Origin of the sequence: Massilia phyllostachyos, assembly GCF_021044825.1 — a bacterium.
In the GTDB taxonomy this organism is placed as follows: Bacteria; Pseudomonadota; Gammaproteobacteria; order Burkholderiales; family Burkholderiaceae_D; genus Telluria; species Telluria phyllostachyos.
On sequence record NZ_JAJNOC010000004.1, the window covers coordinates 306025 to 323954 of the forward strand.

A 17930-nucleotide genomic window follows, 5' to 3' on the forward strand; every position below is an offset into this window, starting at 1 on the left:
CCTACAAAAAAGCCCGACGGGCATCGCTGCCGGTCGGGCGTCAACGCGGGTCCAGGTCCCGCGGGATGGAGAGTCCTGTCGCTTACTGCTGCTTGTCCCGGTAGCGGATCGTCCAGCTGACCACCAGCGGCTCGCGCATGCTGAAGGCGCCGCTGGCGCAGCTCACCACGGTCTGCATCTGGCCGTACGGCGCGCGCCAGTCCGCGCTGCCGTTCGCCGGCTGCGCGCTGCACGAGGCCAGCCCTTTCACCTCGAAGGCCTGCACCGCGCCATTCGCGAAGCGCACCGTGTTCCCGCCTACCATCGCGCCTTGCGAGAACGAGCCGAATTCCAGGGTCAGCTTGCTCACGTCCAGGTTCGAGGCCGGCGTGTAGCGGTCGGTGCGCGTGATCGCGCCCGGCTGCAGCGAATAACTGGTCTCGACCTTGATGCGGGGATCAGCCACCGGCACGTTCTTGCCGAGGCGGGTGAGGGCGTCCTGGCGATACGTCACCAGCTGGCCGCTGCCTTGCGCCCTGGTCTCGATATCCTTCATCCACGCGGTCGCGATCAGTTCCGAACCATCGGCCAGGGTGAACTTCGGCAACAGCTGCGGATGCGCATGGCCGCTGTCGGCCACGCCGGCGATCACGTCGTGCGCGAACGGCAGCGGGTAGTACGGGCTGTTGGCGTGCTGGCTCTGGCCGCCGTTGATGATCGACAGGCTGAACACATGGCCCTTGTCGCGCCAGATGCCCAGCGCCCGGTCATGCTCGCCGCGCGCGAAGCGGGTCAGCGAGAACTTCGGGCGGCTGCGCTCGAGCCAGGCCGCCAGGTCGGCGCGCGGCGCGACGTCCTTCATGCCGGCCTTGTTCCACATCTCGTTGGTCGCGATCAGCTGGTGCAGCAGCGAGAAGTTCTCGCCCAGGATGCGGTGCTTGCCGCGGTAGGTATCGGTGCGGCGGCCGCCGTTCCACATGTCGACCGAGCGCATCTCCTTGTTGTACCAGAAGTCCATGTAGCGCTGCGCGATGCGCGACGAGTAGGCGTAGGCGTACTGCTTTTCTTCCGGCGACAGCACGCCGAGGTAGGCGGCGGTCGACAGGATCTCGAGCATCGCGGTCTCGCCATAGGGCCCGAGGCTGCGGCCCATGGTGAAGCCGGTGCCGTCGCTGGTGGCGCTGTTCAGCGCCACCTCGGCCGACTTGCGCAGCAGGGCCTTGAGTTCCGGCGTGACTTCGAGGCCGGTCTCGATGAAGCGCTCGCAGATCTCGGCGGCGAGCAGGATGCTGTAGCGGTCGAAGCGCCCCTGGCCGTCGGTCTCGTCGCTGAAGCCGTATTCGCCCGAATAGGTGGCGTAGTGCTTGAGCATCTGGTCCAGCAGGATCTCGCCCGACTTGCCGTCTTCCCAGCCCATCAGCATGCGCAGGCGCGCGATGCTGAAAGCGACGCCGTAGTAGTTGGTCGGCAGGTCGATCAGTTCATAGCTCGGCACCCGCACGAAGGTGCGCCAGTCGAGGCGCTTGCGCAGGGTTTCCAGCGTGGCGGGCCGCACCGCGCGTTCCAGCAGGCCGGCCTGCTTCAGGTGGTAGAGGGCGCCGATGTAGTAATAGATGCCCCAGGTGTCGTTGGCCATGCCGATGGTGAGGTCGGCCATGTCGGCGTAATCGCGCAGCATGCCGTCCAGGCGCGGGTCGCCCTTGGGCAAGTGGACCAGCAGGTCGGCCAGGCCGGTGGCGATTTTCCCGGGCAGAAACTTGTCCTTCGATTTCAGGGCCGCCTGGCCGTCCATCGTGATGCCGTCGCGCTCCTTGACCAGCTTCTGGAACAGGTAGTCGAGCTGCGGGTAGGCCTGGTCGACGCTCTTCTGCAAGGGCGGGGTGGCCGTTGCGGGTGCGGCGTGAGCAATGGCGGGAGCGGCCAGCAAGGCGGTCGCCAGCAGGGTCAGGGCAGGGCGCATCAATCGTGTCTCCGATGTTGTTAAACGTTTTCCTAAATATAGGCGAACGCTACCGGAAAGTAAAGCGATGCGCGTGTGTGGAAGAAGGATCAGGCCTGGCGGGCGACGGTCGAGGCGCGCAGCACCAGCTGGGGCGCGACCTTGGTCAGCTTCTCGACCTGCTCGCCGCGGATCACCGACAGCAGCTTGCTCATCGCGGTCGCGCCCAGGCGTTCGCTCTGCAGGTCGACCGTGGTCAGCGCCGGCGTCACGTACTTCCCGTAGGGGATGTTGTCGAAGCCGACCACCGACAGGTCGCGCGGGATCGACAGCCCCAGGCTGGCCGCTTCCTTCATGAAGCCGAGCGCCATCAGGTCGTTGTAGCAGATCACCGCGTCCGGGCGGCTGGCGCCCAGCACGATGTTCGAGGCCATGCGCTCGCCCTCGGCCATCGACGGGCCTTCGGCGTCGTACACCGCGAGCGGCAGGCCGGCCGCCTCCAGGCATTCGCGGATGCCGCCGAGGCGCTCCTCGTCGCGGCGCGACTTCGAGAAGCCCAGGTAGGCGATGCGCCGGTGCCCCAGCATGCGCAGGTGCTGGGCCAGCATGAAGGCGCCGCCGTGGTCGTCGCTGGCGACGGTGGGCAGCGGCAGTTCGTTCAGCGACCCAAAGAACACCAGCGGCTTGTCGATCTCCGCCACCCAGGCCATCTCGTGCTCGCGCAGGCGCGAGGAGACGATCAGCCCGTCCACGCGCCGGCTCAGGTCTTCCAGCGTGCGCCGCTCGCGGCTCGGGGTTTCCTCGGTATCGACCAGCACCACCGAATACTCGTGGTCGTGGGCGACCCGGTTGGCGCCCTTCAGGATGCTGGAGAAGTGGGGATTGGTCACGTCCAGCACCGACAGGCCGATGGTGTTGGTGCGCCCCGTGATCATCGATTTCGCCAGAGGATTGGACTTGTAGCCGAGGCTGGCGATGGCCGCGTCCAGCGCCGCCTCGACCTTGGGCGAAAAGCGCTGCGCACCGTTGATGTACTTGGACACCGTGGCGGTGGACACCTGGGCGGCGGCGGCGACGTCGCGGATGGTCGGGGCGGAGCTTTTCATTGGGCGGGTAATCGTTATTTGACCCGGCATCTTATCACGCGCCGCCAATGACAAAACAGCATTTTCCCCTGTCTCCATGCGGTCCAGCCAATCCTTTGCCGGCTGCCGCGGCATTGACGCTTTACGCGGTTCGGCTATACTTGAGTTAAACGTTTAACTCGCTGTTCCATAACCAGATTGGAGACTCCATGAATGAAGAAGCACCGCGCAAGCCCTTCCACCGCCTGCTGCTGACCGGGGCCGGCGGCGGCCTCGGCACCCTGCTGCGCGAACGCATCAAGCCCTGGGCCGACGTCGTCCGCCTCAGTGACGTCAAGGTCATCGCCCCGGCCGGCCCGGGCGAAGAAGTGGTCCAGTGCGACCTGGCCGACCGCGAGGCGGTGCTGTCCCTGCTCGACGGCGTGGACGCCGTGCTGCACTTCGGCGGCGTCTCGGTCGAGGAGCAGGTCGACAAGATCGTCCAGGCCAACATCGTCGGCCTGCACCACCTGTACGAGGCGGTGCACAAGAAGGGCATCAAGCGCGTGATCTACGCGAGCTCCAGCCACGTGGTCGGCTTCTATCCGACCACCCAGGTGATCGACGCCGGCGCCCCGCTGCGTCCGGACTGCATCTACGGCGTCTCGAAGTGCTTCGGCGAAGCGCTGTCGCGCTACTACTACGACCGCTTCGGCATCGAGACCGTCTGCCTGCGCATCGGATCTTCCTTTGATGAGCCACGCAACGCGCGCATGATGACGACCTTCCTGTCGTACGACGACCTGGTCGAACTGGTGCGCTGCGCGCTGTTCACGCCGCGTGTCGGGCATACCATCACCTTTGGCGTGTCCGATAACAAGACGAAGTGGTGGGATAACCGGCTGGCGGGGCATCTGGGGTACGAAGCACAACGCAGCTCGCGCGAATTTGCCGAGCGCTTCCCGGCGCAGGGAGAGTGGCCAGCGAAGGAAGACATCACAGCGACGTACCAAGGTGGCCCCTTCGTCCTGGCCGGCCCGATCTACAAGGACTGATCCTAGGGTGGGCAGGACCGCCCACCCTACAAAAACGCGGCGCATCCTTTAACGGATGCGCCGCGTTTTTTATTGAGGGGCGGTGTCGCCACTGCCCCGATCAGGTACTTAGAACTTCACATCCAGCTTCACGCTGTAGTAGCGGAACACATCGCGCGGCGGCACCCAGCTGTCCACCGTGATCGCGGGCGAGGTCGAGGTGGGGCCGGCGCGGAAGCTCGGGCCGCTCGCGTTCGCGTTCGGGATGTAGAACTTGTCGAACAGGTTCTTCACCTGGAAGCTCAGGCGCCAGCGGTCCTTGTTCTCCCGCAGCCCGAAGCCCAGGTCGGCGATGGTGTAGGCGTCGTTGACGGCGCGCGGGTCGTTGCTGATCGCGGTCTGGTAGTCGCTCTGGTAACGGATATTACCGTTGATGAAGGCGCGGAACGGCTGGTTGTCGAAGCGCAGGTCATAGTTGCTGCCGATGTTGACCTTGACCTTCGGCGTGCCCGGGAAGATCCCGCCGCTCAGGTCCTGGATGCCGGTGGTGGCGCCTTCGCGGATCGCGAAGCAGGCGCGGTTCCAGCCCGCCAGCGAGCCGTTCTCGCCCTTGCCGGTGGTGCCGATCGCCGGATTCGTGTTGTCCTGGTAGCAGACCCCGTTCTTCCAGTCGTTGATGGTCGGGCGGGTGTAGGCCAGCGCCGCGTTCACCGACCAGCCGGTGGCGATCAGCATGTTGGCGTCGATCTCGAAGCCCTTGGTGCCGATCTCCGGGATCGAATTCAGCTGGGTGTAGATGGTCGGGTCGTTCGGCAGCACGAACGAGGTGTTCTGCTGGTAGTTCTTGAAATCGGTCTTGTAGATCGTGGCCGCGACCGACATGCGGTTGTTGAACAGATTCGCCTTGGCGCCGATCTCGTAGGTGCGGCTGGTCTCCGGATCGACCGGGAAGGCGGCCGAGGCGCGCAGGCCGCTTGTCACGTCGTAGGCCTTGCCCTTGTGGCCGGTCGCGGTCATCGCGTACACCATGACTTCCGGCGTGATCTGCTTCTGGATACTCAGCTTGCCGGTGGTGGCCCAGTCCTCGTTGCCGCTGCTCGAGAACACGTCCACGCCCACCGGGCCCGGCACGAAGGTCGAGCGGTCCAGCTGGTCGGTGTAGAAGTTGCGCTCGTAGTTGAAGCCCGATTCTTCCAGGTTGCGGCGCAGGCCGGCCACCAGGGTCCAGGTCGGGGCGAAGTCCCAGCTCGCCTGGCCGAACACCGCCTTGTTCACGTTGTAGATGTCGGTGTAGTAGTTGGTCGGGCTCGAGGGCGAGTTCGACGCGCAGCGGGTCGGCGCCACGCAGAAGCCGCGGATGAAGTGGCGTTCGATCTCGTTACGCGCCCACCAGAGGCCGGCCACGTAGCGCAGGCTGCTGTTGTCCGGCGAGACCAGGCGGATTTCCTGGGTCTTGGACGTGATGTCGTAGGTGCCGAACTGGTTATTGCCGACCGTGAGGGCGGTCTGGCCCGGGCGCGCGATGGTCGGCACGTCGGTGAAGTCCTGGTCGCGCGAGTCGTTCGCCTTGTAGCGCTGGTAGGACGAGATCGACATCAGGGTCGCGTCGTTCGGCAGCGTGTACGAGAATTTCAGGCCGGTGCCGGTGGTGCGCGACGCAATCCCGGTCGGGAAATCGCGGCGCACCAGGCGGTTGCGCGGGTTGGTGGGGTCGATCCCGGCCAGCACCTGCGAGGCGGGCAGGTTCGGGTTGCCGTTCATGTAGGCGGTGCTGATGTCGACCGGCACGCGGGTCAGGTTGCCGGCGGCGGCCGAACCGGTGGTGCGGTAGAAGCCGTTCACCGCGGTCACGCCGCGCGTGTTTTCCTGCTCGTTATACTGCGGCATGAAGTCGATGTCGAGGTTCCGGATCGGGGTCCAGCTGAACTTCGCCATGAAGGTCTTGCCCGAGGAGCCATTCACCTTCTTGCCGTCGGTGAGGTTGGTGAAGTTACCCGGCATGTCGCTCTTGTTCGCCGCGATGCGCATGGCGAAGGTGTCGGTGAAGCGTCCGCCCATCGAAGCGGCCAGGCGCCATTCGTGGTCGTTGGTGTAGTAGGCGCTGCCGCGGTAGGTGACCGGGCCGCTGATCGGCTTGGTCACGATATTGATCGCGCCGGCCACCGCCGACTTGCCGAACAGGGTGCTCTGCGGGCCTTTCAGCACCTCCACGCGGGCCACGTCGGCCAGGTCGCGGAAGGCCTGGAACTGCACCGCGATCGGGATGTCGTCCAGGATCACCGAGACGTCCGACTCCACCCCGATGCCGACCGAGACGGTGCCGATGCCGCGCATGAACAGCGCGTTGTTGGCGGCGGTGGTGCCCGATGCCTGCGTCAGGGAAGGGGTGAGGGCGATGACATCCTCGATCTCGCGCACGTTATTGCGCTGCAGTTCCTCTTCCGACAGCACCGAGATCGCCATCGGCACGCTCTCGAGCTTTTCCACCCGCTTGTTGGCGGTGACGACGACCGACTGCAGCTGGTTCGGGTTCGGCTGCGCTTCCTGGCCTTCCTGCGTGTTCTGGGCGTGGACCGGGAAGGCCCATTGTGCGACGGCCAGCGCGACCACGGCCGCCACCGGTTTCACCGCGAAGTAGGTGCTTTGGTTCTTGTCCAACGTTGTCTCCTTATTTCATGAAAATGTGCCAGGCCCGGGTGACGATCCATGCGGCGATCGATCCCGGCGCTCCGGATGCGTCAGTGTGTTGCGCTGGCCTTCAGGCGCAGCAATGCTTCGAGAAAGTAGTAGTCCGCGTAGTTGAGCGGCACGTCGATTTCCTTGCCGGCCGGTTTGTGGCCTGTCGCGTGCTTGAGCAGGAAGCCGCCGTTCTCGCCTGGCGCCGCCAGGTAGGCCGGGGAGGCGAGGCTGCGCAGCTGGGCGATGGCGAAGTCGCGGTATTTCTGGGCGGTGGCCTTGTCGGAGAAGCCGGCGAGTTCCAGCAGGGCCGATGCCGTGATCGCGGCGGCCGAGCTGTCGCGCGGGGCGTTCGGGATGGTGGCGTCGTCGAAGTCCCAGTACGGCACCTTGTCGGCGGGGAGGCGCGGGTGGTTCATGAAGAAGGCGGCGATCCTGTGCGCCTGCTCCAGGAACTCGGGCTTTTTCGTTTCGCGGTACATCATGGTGTAGCCGTACAGGCCCCAGGCCTGGCCGCGCGCCCAGCTCGACGTGTCCGCATTGCCCTGCACCGTGACCTTGCCGCGGATGCTGCCCGTCTGCGGGTCGTAGTCGACCAGGTGCACGCTGGAGCCGTCGGGGCGGAAGTGGTTCTTCAACGTGGTGTCGGCGTGGGTGACGGCGACCTCGCGGTAGTACGGCTCCTTCGCTTCGCGGGCGGACCAGGTCAAGAGCTCCAGGTTCATCATGTTGTCGATGATGACCGGGAAGGCCCAGTTGGAGTTCTTCCACAGGTCCCAGGACTGGATGCTGCCGACCTTCGGGTTGTAGCGCGTGACCAGGGTGGTGGCGCCGGCCAGCAGGGCGTCGCGGTAGCTCGGGTCTTTCGTCAGGCGGTAGCCGTTGCCGTAGCTGGCGCCGAGCATGAAGCCGAGGTCGTGCTGGGACTTGTCGAACTTGGCCGGGGCCATGCGCGCGGTGTAGTCCTGGGCGGCGGCGCGCCATTGCTTGTCGCCGGTGGCTTCGAACAGATACCACAGGGAGCCGGGGAAGAAGCCCGAGGTCCAGTCCTTGACGCCGACCTGCTTCACGTCGCCGTTTTCGACGGTGCGGGGGAAGCCTTCCTTGTTCTGCACCTTGGGCAGCAGGGTGGCGTACTGCTTTGCCGCGGCGTCGATGCCACGCTTGACCAGGGCGGCGTTCGATTCGGCGGCGGCTTGGGCGAATTCGGGTGCAAGCGTTGGTACAGCCGCCAGCAGGGCGATGCCTGCCAGCAGGGTGCGCGAGTTATTTCGCGTCATCGGGTGTCTCCTGTTTGTTCTTCTGCTTGCCCAAATCGTAATCACATCATTTGGCGAAGTCAACAGAATTAGGAAAACGCTTAACTAGATGTTTTTTGGGGAAGCTTGACTGTTAAATCGCTATCACGTTCCCTACCTTTTTACAGGGTGAAGAGAAAACGTTTTGCATGACTCTTCCACTCTGGCGAGGAGGTCGCGGGCGAAATGGGAAAAGATCGTGCAGAGAAATTTTCCACGAAATCTGGAAACGTTGCCATTTCGCCACAGTGATGCGCGGCCAAGGTAGGAACTCTTGCCTAAGGAAGAGGGAGTCGGCTCTGCGCAGCTAGGCGCGTCCGCTGCTCTCCATGACGCCGTCGATGATCGAGAAGACCCGCTCGAAGCGAGGGAAGATGGCCTTCAGATCGGCGCGCGCATCCGGATCGGTCAGTAGTGCGATCTGCTGCGCCTTTGGCGCGACGTAGATGCCGGCCGAGCGCCATCCCCAGGCGTCCAGTTCATCCGCCAGAACGTCACGCATGCCTGCGACGGCTTCCGGCTGGAGCGCCAGGCACGCGATCGTGTCGATCCAGGCCCAGGGATCCTGCCGGGCGAGCCTGAGCATCAGGCGATAGTCTCGATGCGATTGTGCCAGCGCGACCGCATCCGCAGCCGTGACATAGGCATTGAAATCGCGGATCAGCGTGAGCGCCAGCTTGCGCACGCGCGCAACCGGGTCGCGCAGCGCCAGTACCGCAATGTCATCCTTGCGCGCGGGATCGAGGCGGACCCACCCCATCAGCGCCGCCATCCGGATGCGCGGCGCCGGGCTGGCGGCATGGCGCTCCATCCAGGCCGCATGGCCTGCCTTTCCGCCGGCAGCGAGCGCCAGCAGGCAGATGCGCACTTCGTCGGCGCCGGCTTGCGGGCTGCGCAAGCGTTCGACGTAGAACGCGTCCGGATCGTCGCCATGCCCCTTCAGATAATGCGCTGCAAGCGCGCGCACCGAGGACTGCGGATCGAGGAGGCAGGAGCGCGCTAGCGCCGCATGGTCGCAGGAAGCCAGCGCCAGCAGCCCGCGCAGCGCGAGAGTGCGCACCGCGCCGAAGGGTGAGGCGAGCGCCGCCAGGTAAAGGGCATGCTGCTCTTCCTCCGGCAGGCCGGCGACCATCGCGGCCGCATCGATGGCGATGCGGATGTCCTTGCTGTGCAGGGCGTCCTCGATGATCGCAGCCGGCGGGACCAGCCGGTGCTGGCGTGCGATGCGAAAGCAGGCGCGCGCGAGCCGGATTTCCTGGCTGCGGATGCCGTCGACGATGGCTTGCGGACCGGTTGCGGCGAGCAGCGTGTCTTCGAATCGTCCGAGCCACTCGCTGTGGTCGTCGCGCTGCGCATGCAGGAGCCGGTCGATCGCCGGCAACTGGGCCAGCAGGGCCGTTGCAGGCATCGTCGGGACGAGCGTCAGCAGTCCGTTCTTGGCCGCGCGGCGAACTTGCGGCACCCAGTCGTTCAGGCGGGCCGCGATGGCGGGGAGCAGCTCGGGCGCGCCCCATTCGACGGCGCGCGCGATCGCCGCCTCGCGCAGGTAGCCGTCGTAGTCGTCGATTCGGGCGGCCAGGTCGGGGACCGACGTGCATTGGCGGATCGCGGCTACTTCACGAGTTCGCCAGTTCCGATACGGATCGGTCCCGCGTGCAGGAGGGGCCTCCTTGCCGAGCGCCGGACTCAAGCCGAACAGGGACCTGATGATGTTGACCATGGGGCGATGTCTCGTCAATCCGCGGACAGCGAACGGCGCGCAAGTCCGATCGCCGATTCCGTCGTGGCGGCGATGGCGTTCAGTTGCTCGTTCTTCTGCGTCCAGAAGTGTTTGAACCTGCTGTCGCCTTGGAATGGGCCATTGCCGACCAGCTGCTCGCTCGCGGATTCGACCGACACGAGTAGCGCATGCATGTCGATGACCGGCTTGATCAGCTCGGCGAACAGCGGTTCGGCAGCGAGGGTGCGGGTCATGATCTGCGCGGCCTGGAGCCGCGACTTTTCATGGAACACGTATCCCGCGCCGCCGTCGGGCCAGGCTTCCTGCGCGCGTTCGGTATCCTTGATGGCGTCGATCGCTTCGCGGATCACGGATTCGGCAAAGCTGGCGATCCGATAATCGTTCCTCGCATCGCGCGCCTGCTCCATTTGCTGCTGGTGACGGATCTGGTGCTGGACCAGCGCCAGCGAAATCCAGATGGCGGACATCGAACCGACAGCCTGGACCCAGGTCGCCCATTGGTCCGGGCTGAAGCGCTGCTTGATGCCGGTGAAGACCAGCACGCCGATCGAGAAGCCGGCAATCCCGAAAGCCATCAGGATAGGGTCGGCAAGAAGCTGCTTGAAGGTTTTCTGATTAACCATGAGGCAATGTTAGCACCCAAGAGATGGCCAAGGGAATCGCCACTACTGCTCGTTCTTCCCATTCAAATAGTTTGGTGCATCATCATGAAAACGTATGAACGTGAGCATGCTGCGCGTGAAGGAATCGCTGAACGCTGGACAGCGATAAAGTTAGGCGCGGAAAGTTGGGTTATGAGGAAATGTTAGTGACGCCGAGCGATTGATCGGTCTCGCACCCCCCCCCCGACCTGCCGCTCCGTTAGCCGCCATGCGGCAGGCCGAGGTTCTGATTCGCCGGCACAGCCACGTCGATCAGCTTCGGCTTCGGCAAATTGAGTTCACCCATGATTTGGACAAAGTCGGCGCGGCTGCGGTTGGCCAGCCGTGTGTTATGACGCTTTTCCCAGCCGATCGTCGACACCGCTTGCCCCTTGTAGTCGTGGCCCGGCCACATCAGGGTGTCGTCCGGCAGCGTGAACAGCTTGTCGTTGACGCTGTCGAACAGGGCATCCGCACTGCCGCTCTGGAAGTCGGTGCGCCCGCAGCCATCAATCAGCAGCGTATCGCCTGTGAAGACGTTGCCGCGCCAGACATAGCTCATGCTGCCGGCAGTGTGGCCTGGCGTATGGAGGACACGGATTTCTTCGCCAGTCCCGAAGGAGATCAATTCGCCGTCGTTCAACTGCTTCTGGGCGGGGGCGATACCGCAACCGCTCGGAACGGCGGCGACCGCGCCGGTCAGCTCGCACAGCCTGCCGGCCGAGGTGACATGATCGGCATGGGCGTGGGTCTCGAGCACGTAGCGCAGCTTCAGGCCCAGGCGCTGGAGATGCTGGAGGTCGCGTTCCCAGTGCCGCTCTACCGGGTCGATAATGACCGCTTCCTTTTCACCTGGCGCAGCCAGGATGTAGGTGAAGGTGGACGATTCCGTATCGAACAGCTGGATCGGGTTCATGTTCATGTCGTTCTCCAAAAAATACCAGGTAATGCAATCAAGAGAGCAGGGCCTTCGCGACCATGCCAAGCGCCACCATGGCCGACACCGCAGCGAATGCTTTTTGCAGAGCCGGGCCTGCGATCCTGGCCGCAAGCGAGCGGCCGCCAAGCATTCCAGCGAGGGCCCCGCCGGCGAACGGAGTTGCAGTCAACCAGTCGACGCCTCCCTGCGCCGCCGAGGTGGCCACTCCCGCGGCCGAAATGATGGCGATGACGGCCAGAGACGTGGCGACCGCCGACTTCATCGTCAGGTCGGTGTAGCGCTGCAGGGCCGGCACCATCACGAAGCCGCCGCCAACGCCGAGCAAGCCGGAGAGGAAGCCGGCAAGCGCGCCTGCCAAACCGAGCGCGTGCATGCATGGGCGGGTCCAGACGAAGCGGCCGGTGTCCTCTCCGAGCACGCATACGGGCTTGTTCATTCCCCGCGCCGCCCTGCGCCCGGCAGCCTGGCGCCAGGTACGAAACGCCACGTATAGCAGTGTCAGGGCGAACATCACGCCCAGCCACCGTCCATCGGCCTGGCGCGCCGCCCACAGTCCGGCCGGCGACAGCAACATGCCGGCCGCGGCAATCAGCAAGGCCGCGCGGTAGCGCACCATCCCATCCCGAAGTCCCAGCATGGCGCCGAGGGCTGCCGCCATTCCGACCGCCAGCAGGCCGATCGGACCGGCCTCGGCGACGCTCATCCCGGCGCCGAATACCAGCAGGGGGACAGCCAGGATGCCGCCGCCGGCGCCGGTCAGCGCCAGGATCAGCCCGACGACAAGGCCGAGCACGGCGGCCAGCGGCGGCAGGTCCATGGCTCAATCCTTCCCGGCAGCAGGGGAGTTGCTGCGCTTGAGCCGCTCGACCAGCTCGAACACGCCCATGCCTGCCACCATGGCCAGCGTGAAGATCCACGGCTGGGAGCCGCCGGTCGCCAGCGACGCCAGTGCCGGACCAGGGCAGTAGCCCGCCAGGCCCCAGCCGGCGCCGAAGGCCAGCGAGCCGAGTACCAGGCGACGGTCGATCCGGGTCGCGGTCGGCAGGCGCATCGGCTCCCCAAGCAGCGCGCGTTCGCGCTTGCCGGCGATGCGGAATCCGACCAGGCCGACGAGGATCGCGCCGCCCATGACGAAGGCGAGCGAGGGATCCCAGTTGCCGGCCAGGTCGAGGAAGCCGGTCACCTTCGCGGGATCGGTCATGCCCGACACGATCAGGCCGATGCCGAATACCAGTCCAGCGATCAACGCCATCAGGATGTTCATGTCGATGTCCTTGTGTATCAGGTGAAGAGGTGGCGCGTCGCGAAGACGGTGGCGAAGCCGGCCAGCATGAAGGCGGCGGTGGCGGCCAGCGAACGCGGCGATTGCCGCGACAGTCCGCACACGCCATGCCCGCTGGTGCAGCCTGCGCCGTAACGGGTTCCCAGGCCGACCAGCAGTCCGGCGATGATCAAGGTCACGTTATCGGCGGCGACCGTGACGGCGGGGAGCGTGGCGAACATCGCGTAGGCGAGGGGAGCGCCGACCAGGCCGAGCAAGAAGGCCAGGCGCCAGCCGATGTCGCCGCGCACGGGACGCAGCAGGCCGCCGAGAATCCCGCTGATGCCTGCGATCCGGCCGTTGAACAGCACGAATGCGGCTGCGGCGACGCCGATGATCATCCCGCCCACGAGTGAGGTCCAGGGCGTGAAGTGGTACCAGTCGATACTCATGCTGTTGCTCCTTGGGTGGGAAGGCAGAACTGCTGGTACAGGACCTGCATGACCGCCAACGCTTCCTTGCTGTCGATGCGGTAGAAAATCTGCTTGCCTTCACGGCGTGTGCTCACCAGTTTTTCTTCGCGCAGTACGCCCAGTTGTTGCGACAGCGTCGGCTGGGCAATGCCCAGCAGGGCCTCCAGGTCGCTGACGCAGTATTCGCCTTGCGTCAGCTGGCACAGCAGCATCAGGCGGTCGGGATTGCCCAGTACCTTCAGCAAAGTGCAGGCCTGCGCCGCCGCCGCCCGCATTTCGTGCAAATCGAGTGTTTGTGTGTCCGGCATGGCTCGCCTCAGTTAATCTACTGAGACACATTATATCGACAGACAATATATATTTCAATATACTGTGTCTTCCATTGATTCAGGAGAGCAACATGAGCATTCGTCACCTCAGCAAGGACTATGCAGTAGGACCGCAGATCACGCCGGCAGATGTTGCGCGCTTGAAGGCGCAAGGATTTGCCACGCTGGTGTGCAACCGGCCGGACGGCGAAAGCGGCGATCAGCCCGCATTTGCCGAGATCGCTGCCGAAGCCCGCAAGCAGGGCATGGAGGCGCTGCATCTCCCGGTGATGCCGGGCAAGATCATGCCGGCCGACCGCGATGCCTTCGCCGCGCTGTATGTGGCGGCGCCGAAGCCGGTGTTTGCATTCTGCCGTACCGGCATGCGCGCCGAGACGCTATGGACCGATACCCAGGGTGACGCCGACCGTTAGACGATCCGAGGCTGCCAGCGTACGCCCCTGTGCCGGTGAGCCTGGCATGGAGTCGAGTGGGCGCCATCCCGTTGCAGGAAAGAAAATCGTACTACGGTCGGCGCTGCTGGAATTCGGGTGATGCAAGGGAATGCTCTAGACGAACCCGTGCCGCGACATCAAGTACAACAGGACCCGTCCAGACACGCGCTACATGACGCCGGCCGAGCTCGACCTGGTGATGCGCACGGCGCGCGAACGCGGCGGCATGTAGCTGTTGGGCGCGCTGTGTCTGCGCGCGGCGTACTTGACCGTGAGCCGGCCGGACGAGATGCGCAAAATCACGCGACAGGCGATCACGGACCTCGGCATGGAAATGCCGGTCGGGAAACGGAGGAAGGGCAGGGCTGAGAAATTCAAGCTGATCGAGTGGTCGGACGAGCTACGCGCGGTGATCAAGGAAGCGCTGTCCCTGCAGCGCACCACCAGCCTGTATGTGTTCGGCAACAGCGAAGGCCAGCCCTACACGGTCAGCGGTTGGAACACGAACCTGCGCCGGCTGATGGCGCACGCGGAGACGAAGGCGAAGAGGGAAGGGATCGCGTTCGAGCGATTCACCTTGAAGGACATGCGGCCGGCAGCGGTGACAGACCGAGTGGAAGAGGGGGGGGGGGGCGAGACGATCACGAACGCTACCGGGCACAGTAGCGATCGGATGGTGCGGCAGGTCTACGACCGCAGGAAGACGAAGGCAGCACGAGCGACGGAATAGTAGAAGTCAGACCCGACGCTCCTGGCGACCCATGACACGTTGCGCTGACCGTAAAGGCCGTCAAGCTTTTGTTGCCAGATGTAGGATTGTGGTCGGGGATAATTAAACTCCCTGACTAAATTTGGATTCCGAAGCAGGTCGCCGACGATCATCCACCGCTGCTGAGTGTGGTCACGCGCACCGAAGAACCAAAGTTCACCAACCCCGCGGGGCAACCGCAACTCTTCTGTGCGCAAATCCGTTATATCGCGGTTAATGTGAATTGCCACGACCAAATCTTTGGATGTCGGATACTTGCGTGACACGCTGTCCAGTAGACTTTGCAGGTCTGCCTTTCTATTCCGCTGAAGAGGGACCAACTCCTTCAACTGAACTGGGACGAAGATCTGTGCATCGCCTTGGCGATACGTTGCGATGAAGTCGTAGTCGTCCTTTTCGCATAGCGCAAATGTAACTTCAACACCTAAGGCGCGGCCTACACCATGGCAGAACAGCGCCGCCTGTCGTCCCTCAAGAAACTGGTGCAAATCCCGACGGCGTAAGTTCTGGACGTCCTCAGGTAACCCTGTGAGCATCCCACTTGTCGCGATTCGACGAAGACGATCAAGCACTACCGCCGGTCGAAGATATGCCAAGGCTTTCCAATCTGCCGGTACTTTTTGGTCCAAGGTTGCCCCCGTGCGTCACATGCTCAACGACAGCCATCTTCCAAAATTTGGAATCCATCTTCCAAAAAGACAAAAGGGTTACAAGCTTAAGCATGTAACCCTTTGTTTTTACTGCGAATTCTTGGGGTGGCTGATGGGACTCGAACCCACGACAACAGGAATCACAATCCTGGACTCTACCAACTGAGCTACAGCCACCACTGTCTTGCTTCTCTGTCTCTGTGTTTCCGAGACAGAACAAGATTATACAAAGGTCTGAGCGAACTGGCAAATCTAAATGTGCGATGCGGTCGCGTTTGGCAGCGGAAGGCCGATTTCGACCTCGTGCACGGGCGGATCCTGGCCCAGCAGGGAGGTGAAAGCGGCGCGCAGGGCCTCGCCGCTGGCGCTGGTGAAGCCGGTCAGGCGCGCTGGCTGGCCATTGGCCACGCGCAGCAGGCCGGATGCTTCCAGCAGCCTTGCGAGCTGGCGTGCGACCGCGTCGCCGGTGTCGATCAGCGTCACCGGCTGCTCCGTATGCCGGCGCACCACGCGCTCGATCGACGCCTGCACCAGCGGGTAATGAGTACAGCCAAGCACCAGCGTATCGGCGCCGTCCCGAAGCAGCGGGGCGATGTAGCGATCCAGCATGGCTTCCGTTTCCTGCGAATCCAGTTCGCCGAACTCGATCTGGTCCGCCAGCCCGACGCAGGGCTGCAGCAGGAAGCGGGCGCCAGTGCTCATGTGGATCTGGTCGCGCAGCAGCAGGAATTTTTCCCCTGACAGGGTGCGCTCGGTGGCCAGCACGCCGACCACGCCGTTGCGCGTCGCGGCGGCGCCCGGCTTCAGGCCAGGTTCGACACCGACGATCGGCATGGCGGGGTAGCGTTCGCGCAGGATGCGCACGGCGGCGACAGTGGCGGTATTGCAGGCGACCACGAAGGCTTTGACGCCTTGCGTTTCGAGATAGCGCGCGACAGAGAGGACGCGGTCGATGACGACGGGTTCCGGCTTGTCGCCGTAGGGGGCGAAGCCTGAGTCGGCGAAGTAGAGGAGATGTTCGTGCGGGAGCTGCGCCTGGATGTGGCGCAGCACCGAGAGGCCGCCGACGCCCGAATCGAAGATGCCGATCGGGGCGTCGTTGTTATGGAGTGAAGTAGCCATAAATGCGGCGCACAGGGGGTCAGGCCGTCGTGACCGGGATGCCTTTCAGCGATTCGATCTTGGCCGACCATTCCTTCGGGCCGGTATTGTGGACCGAGGTGCCGGTGGCGTCGACGGCGACGGTGACCGGCATGTCGGTCACGTCGAATTCGTAGATCGCTTCCATGCCCAGGTCCTCGAAGCCGACGACCTTGGCGGTCTTGATCGCTTTCGACACCAGGTAGGCCGAGCCGCCGACCGCCATCAGGTAGGCCGACTTGTGCCGCTGGATCGATTCGATCGCCGCCGGGCCGCGCTCGGCCTTGCCGATCATCGAGATCAGGCCGGTCTTCTCCAGCATCATGTCGGTGAACTTGTCCATGCGCGTCGCGGTGGTCGGGCCGGCCGGGCCGACGACTTCGTCGCCCACCGGGTCGACCGGGCCGACGTAGTAGATCACGCGGTTGGTGAAGTCCACCGGCAGCGGCTCGCCCTTGGCCAGCATGTCCTGGATGCGCTTGTGCGCAGCGTCGCGGCCGGTCAGCATCTTGCCGTTCAGAAGCAGGGTCTGGCCCGGCTTCCACGACGCGACTTCTTCCTTGGTGAGGGTGTTCAGGTCGACGCGCTTCGATTTCTCGGTGTCCGGGGTCCAGTGCACTTCCGGCCAGGTCGACAGCGCCGGCGGTTCGATGTACGCAGGGCCCGAGCCGTCCAGCACGAAATGGGCGTGGCGGGTGGCGGCGCAGTTCGGGATCATCGCCACCGGCTTCGAAGCCGCGTGGGTCGGGTACATATTGATCTTCACGTCCAGCACGGTGGTCAGGCCGCCCAGGCCCTGGGCGCCGATGCCGAGCGCGTTGATCTTGTCGCACAGCTCAATGCGCAGCTCTTCCAGCTTGTTTTGCGGGCCGCGCTGCTTCAGCTCGTACATGTCGATGTCTTCCATCAGCGACTCTTTCGCCATCAGCATCGCCTTCTCGGCGGTGCCGCCGATGCCGATGCCGAGCATGCCCGGCGGGCACCAGCCCGCGCCCATCAGGGGCACGGTCTTGATGACCCAGTCCACCAGCGAGTCGGACGGGTTGAGCATGACGAACTTGGTCTTGTTCTCCGAGCCGCCGCCCTTGGCCGCCAGCTTGACGTCGACCGTGTCGCCCTCGACCAGTTCCATGTGGACCACGGCCGGGGTGTTGTCCTTGGTGTTCTTGCGCTCGAAGTGCGGGTCGGCCACGATCGAAGCGCGCAGCTTGTTGTCGGCGAAGCCGTAGGCGCGGCGCACGCCTTCGTTGACGGCGTCGGTGACGGAACCGGTGAAGCCTTCGAAGCGCACGTTCATGCCGATCTTGAGGAACACGTTGACGATGCCGGTGTCCTGGCAGATCGGGCGCTTGCCCTCGGCGCACATGCGCGAGTTGGTCAGGATCTGCGCGATGGCGTCCTTCGCCGCCGCACTTTGCTCGGTCTCATACGCGCGCGCCAGGTGCTGGATATAGTCGGCCGGGTGGTAGTAGCTGATGTACTGGAGGGCTGCCGCGACCGATTCGATGAGGTCGCTCTGGGTAATGACGGTTGCCATGGAAGTTCTCGATCAGGAGGTGTGT

18 protein-coding genes and 1 tRNA gene are annotated in these 17930 nt (G+C 64.4%); 3 read left to right on the forward strand and 16 right to left on the reverse strand.

Annotation, left to right across the window (positions count from 1 at the left end; all coding sequences use genetic code 11):
• Positions 1-82 precede the first annotated feature (82 nt).
• The gene (locus tag LQ564_RS14550) at positions 83-1939 is read right to left on the reverse strand and encodes a hypothetical protein (protein WP_231058995.1); all 1857 of its coding nucleotides are present in this window, start codon (positions 1937-1939) and stop codon (positions 83-85) included.
• 89 nt (positions 1940-2028) lie between these two features.
• On the reverse strand, positions 2029-3024 hold the full coding sequence (locus LQ564_RS14555; protein WP_231058818.1) for a LacI family DNA-binding transcriptional regulator: 996 nt from the start codon (positions 3022-3024) through the stop codon (positions 2029-2031).
• A 188-nt stretch (positions 3025-3212) separates the two neighbouring features.
• Here LQ564_RS14555 and LQ564_RS14560 point away from each other — a divergent pair, with 188 nt between their 5' ends.
• On the forward strand, positions 3213-4037 hold the full coding sequence (locus LQ564_RS14560; RefSeq protein WP_231058819.1) for an NAD-dependent epimerase/dehydratase family protein: 825 nt from the start codon (positions 3213-3215) through the stop codon (positions 4035-4037).
• A gap of 108 nt (positions 4038-4145) precedes the next feature.
• Here LQ564_RS14560 and LQ564_RS14565 read toward each other — a convergent pair whose 3' ends face one another.
• From LQ564_RS14565 to LQ564_RS14605, 9 genes are all read right to left on the reverse strand, one after another.
• Entirely contained in the window at positions 4146-6674 is a 2529-nt protein-coding gene (locus tag LQ564_RS14565) for a TonB-dependent receptor (protein ID WP_231058820.1), read from the reverse strand.
• Between the two features lie 80 nt (positions 6675-6754).
• On the reverse strand, positions 6755-7972 hold the full coding sequence (locus LQ564_RS14570; RefSeq protein WP_231058821.1) for a glycoside hydrolase family 88 protein: 1218 nt from the start codon (positions 7970-7972) through the stop codon (positions 6755-6757).
• Between the two features lie 325 nt (positions 7973-8297).
• Complete coding sequence (locus LQ564_RS14575) at positions 8298-9710, reverse strand: hypothetical protein (RefSeq protein WP_231058822.1); 1413 nt, start codon at positions 9708-9710, stop codon at positions 8298-8300.
• Positions 9711-9724: 14 nt separating this feature from the next.
• A complete protein-coding gene (locus tag LQ564_RS14580) occupies positions 9725-10354 on the reverse strand; it encodes a hypothetical protein (RefSeq protein WP_231058823.1) in 630 nt (209 codons plus the stop codon).
• 238 nt (positions 10355-10592) lie between these two features.
• Positions 10593-11294, reverse strand: a complete 702-nt coding sequence (locus tag LQ564_RS14585) for an MBL fold metallo-hydrolase (RefSeq protein WP_272492087.1) — start codon at positions 11292-11294, stop codon at positions 10593-10595.
• Between the two features lie 31 nt (positions 11295-11325).
• Complete coding sequence (locus tag LQ564_RS14590) at positions 11326-12129, reverse strand: sulfite exporter TauE/SafE family protein (protein WP_231058824.1); 804 nt, start codon at positions 12127-12129, stop codon at positions 11326-11328.
• A 3-nt stretch (positions 12130-12132) separates the two neighbouring features.
• Entirely contained in the window at positions 12133-12576 is a 444-nt protein-coding gene (locus LQ564_RS14595) for a YeeE/YedE family protein (protein WP_231058825.1), read from the reverse strand.
• Positions 12577-12593: 17 nt separating this feature from the next.
• Positions 12594-13025: a YeeE/YedE family protein gene (locus tag LQ564_RS14600; RefSeq protein WP_231058826.1), complete on the reverse strand. Its 432-nt coding sequence runs from the start codon at positions 13023-13025 to the stop codon at positions 12594-12596.
• Positions 13022-13354 (reverse strand): ArsR/SmtB family transcription factor, encoded by a 333-nt coding sequence (locus tag LQ564_RS14605; protein ID WP_231058827.1) that lies wholly within the window; start codon positions 13352-13354, stop codon positions 13022-13024. The genes LQ564_RS14600 and LQ564_RS14605 overlap by 4 nt, the downstream gene beginning before the upstream one ends.
• 92 nt (positions 13355-13446) lie before the next feature.
• On the opposite strand from LQ564_RS14605, the gene LQ564_RS14610 reads away from it, so the two are divergent.
• Positions 13447-13788 carry a protein tyrosine phosphatase family protein gene (locus tag LQ564_RS14610; RefSeq protein ID WP_231058828.1) on the forward strand — a complete coding sequence of 114 codons (342 nt, stop codon included), beginning with the start codon at positions 13447-13449 and terminating at the stop codon, positions 13786-13788.
• A gap of 189 nt (positions 13789-13977) precedes the next feature.
• On the opposite strand, the gene LQ564_RS14615 is transcribed toward LQ564_RS14610, so the two are convergent.
• Complete coding sequence (locus tag LQ564_RS14615; RefSeq protein WP_231059007.1) at positions 13978-14139, reverse strand: hypothetical protein; 162 nt, start codon at positions 14137-14139, stop codon at positions 13978-13980.
• On the opposite strand from LQ564_RS14615, the gene LQ564_RS14620 reads away from it, so the two are divergent.
• Positions 14099-14539 (forward strand): tyrosine-type recombinase/integrase, encoded by a 441-nt coding sequence (locus LQ564_RS14620; protein ID WP_231058829.1) that lies wholly within the window; start codon positions 14099-14101, stop codon positions 14537-14539. The two genes, LQ564_RS14615 and LQ564_RS14620, sit on opposite strands and share 41 nt — an antisense overlap.
• Here LQ564_RS14620 and LQ564_RS14625 read toward each other — a convergent pair.
• The 4 genes from LQ564_RS14625 to LQ564_RS14640 form a co-directional block, all read right to left on the reverse strand.
• On the reverse strand, positions 14497-15207 hold the full coding sequence (locus tag LQ564_RS14625) for a nitrogenase component 1 family protein (RefSeq protein ID WP_231058830.1): 711 nt from the start codon (positions 15205-15207) through the stop codon (positions 14497-14499). The genes LQ564_RS14620 and LQ564_RS14625 overlap by 43 nt on opposite strands.
• A 122-nt stretch (positions 15208-15329) precedes the next feature.
• A tRNA-His gene (locus LQ564_RS14630) sits at positions 15330-15405 on the reverse strand.
• Positions 15406-15480: 75 nt separating this feature from the next.
• Positions 15481-16350, reverse strand: a complete 870-nt coding sequence (murI, locus tag LQ564_RS14635; protein WP_231058831.1) for a glutamate racemase — start codon at positions 16348-16350, stop codon at positions 15481-15483.
• Positions 16351-16369: 19 nt separating this feature from the next.
• The gene (locus LQ564_RS14640; protein ID WP_231058832.1) at positions 16370-17905 is read right to left on the reverse strand and encodes a fumarate hydratase; all 1536 of its coding nucleotides are present in this window, start codon (positions 17903-17905) and stop codon (positions 16370-16372) included.
• Positions 17906-17930 lie beyond the last annotated feature (25 nt).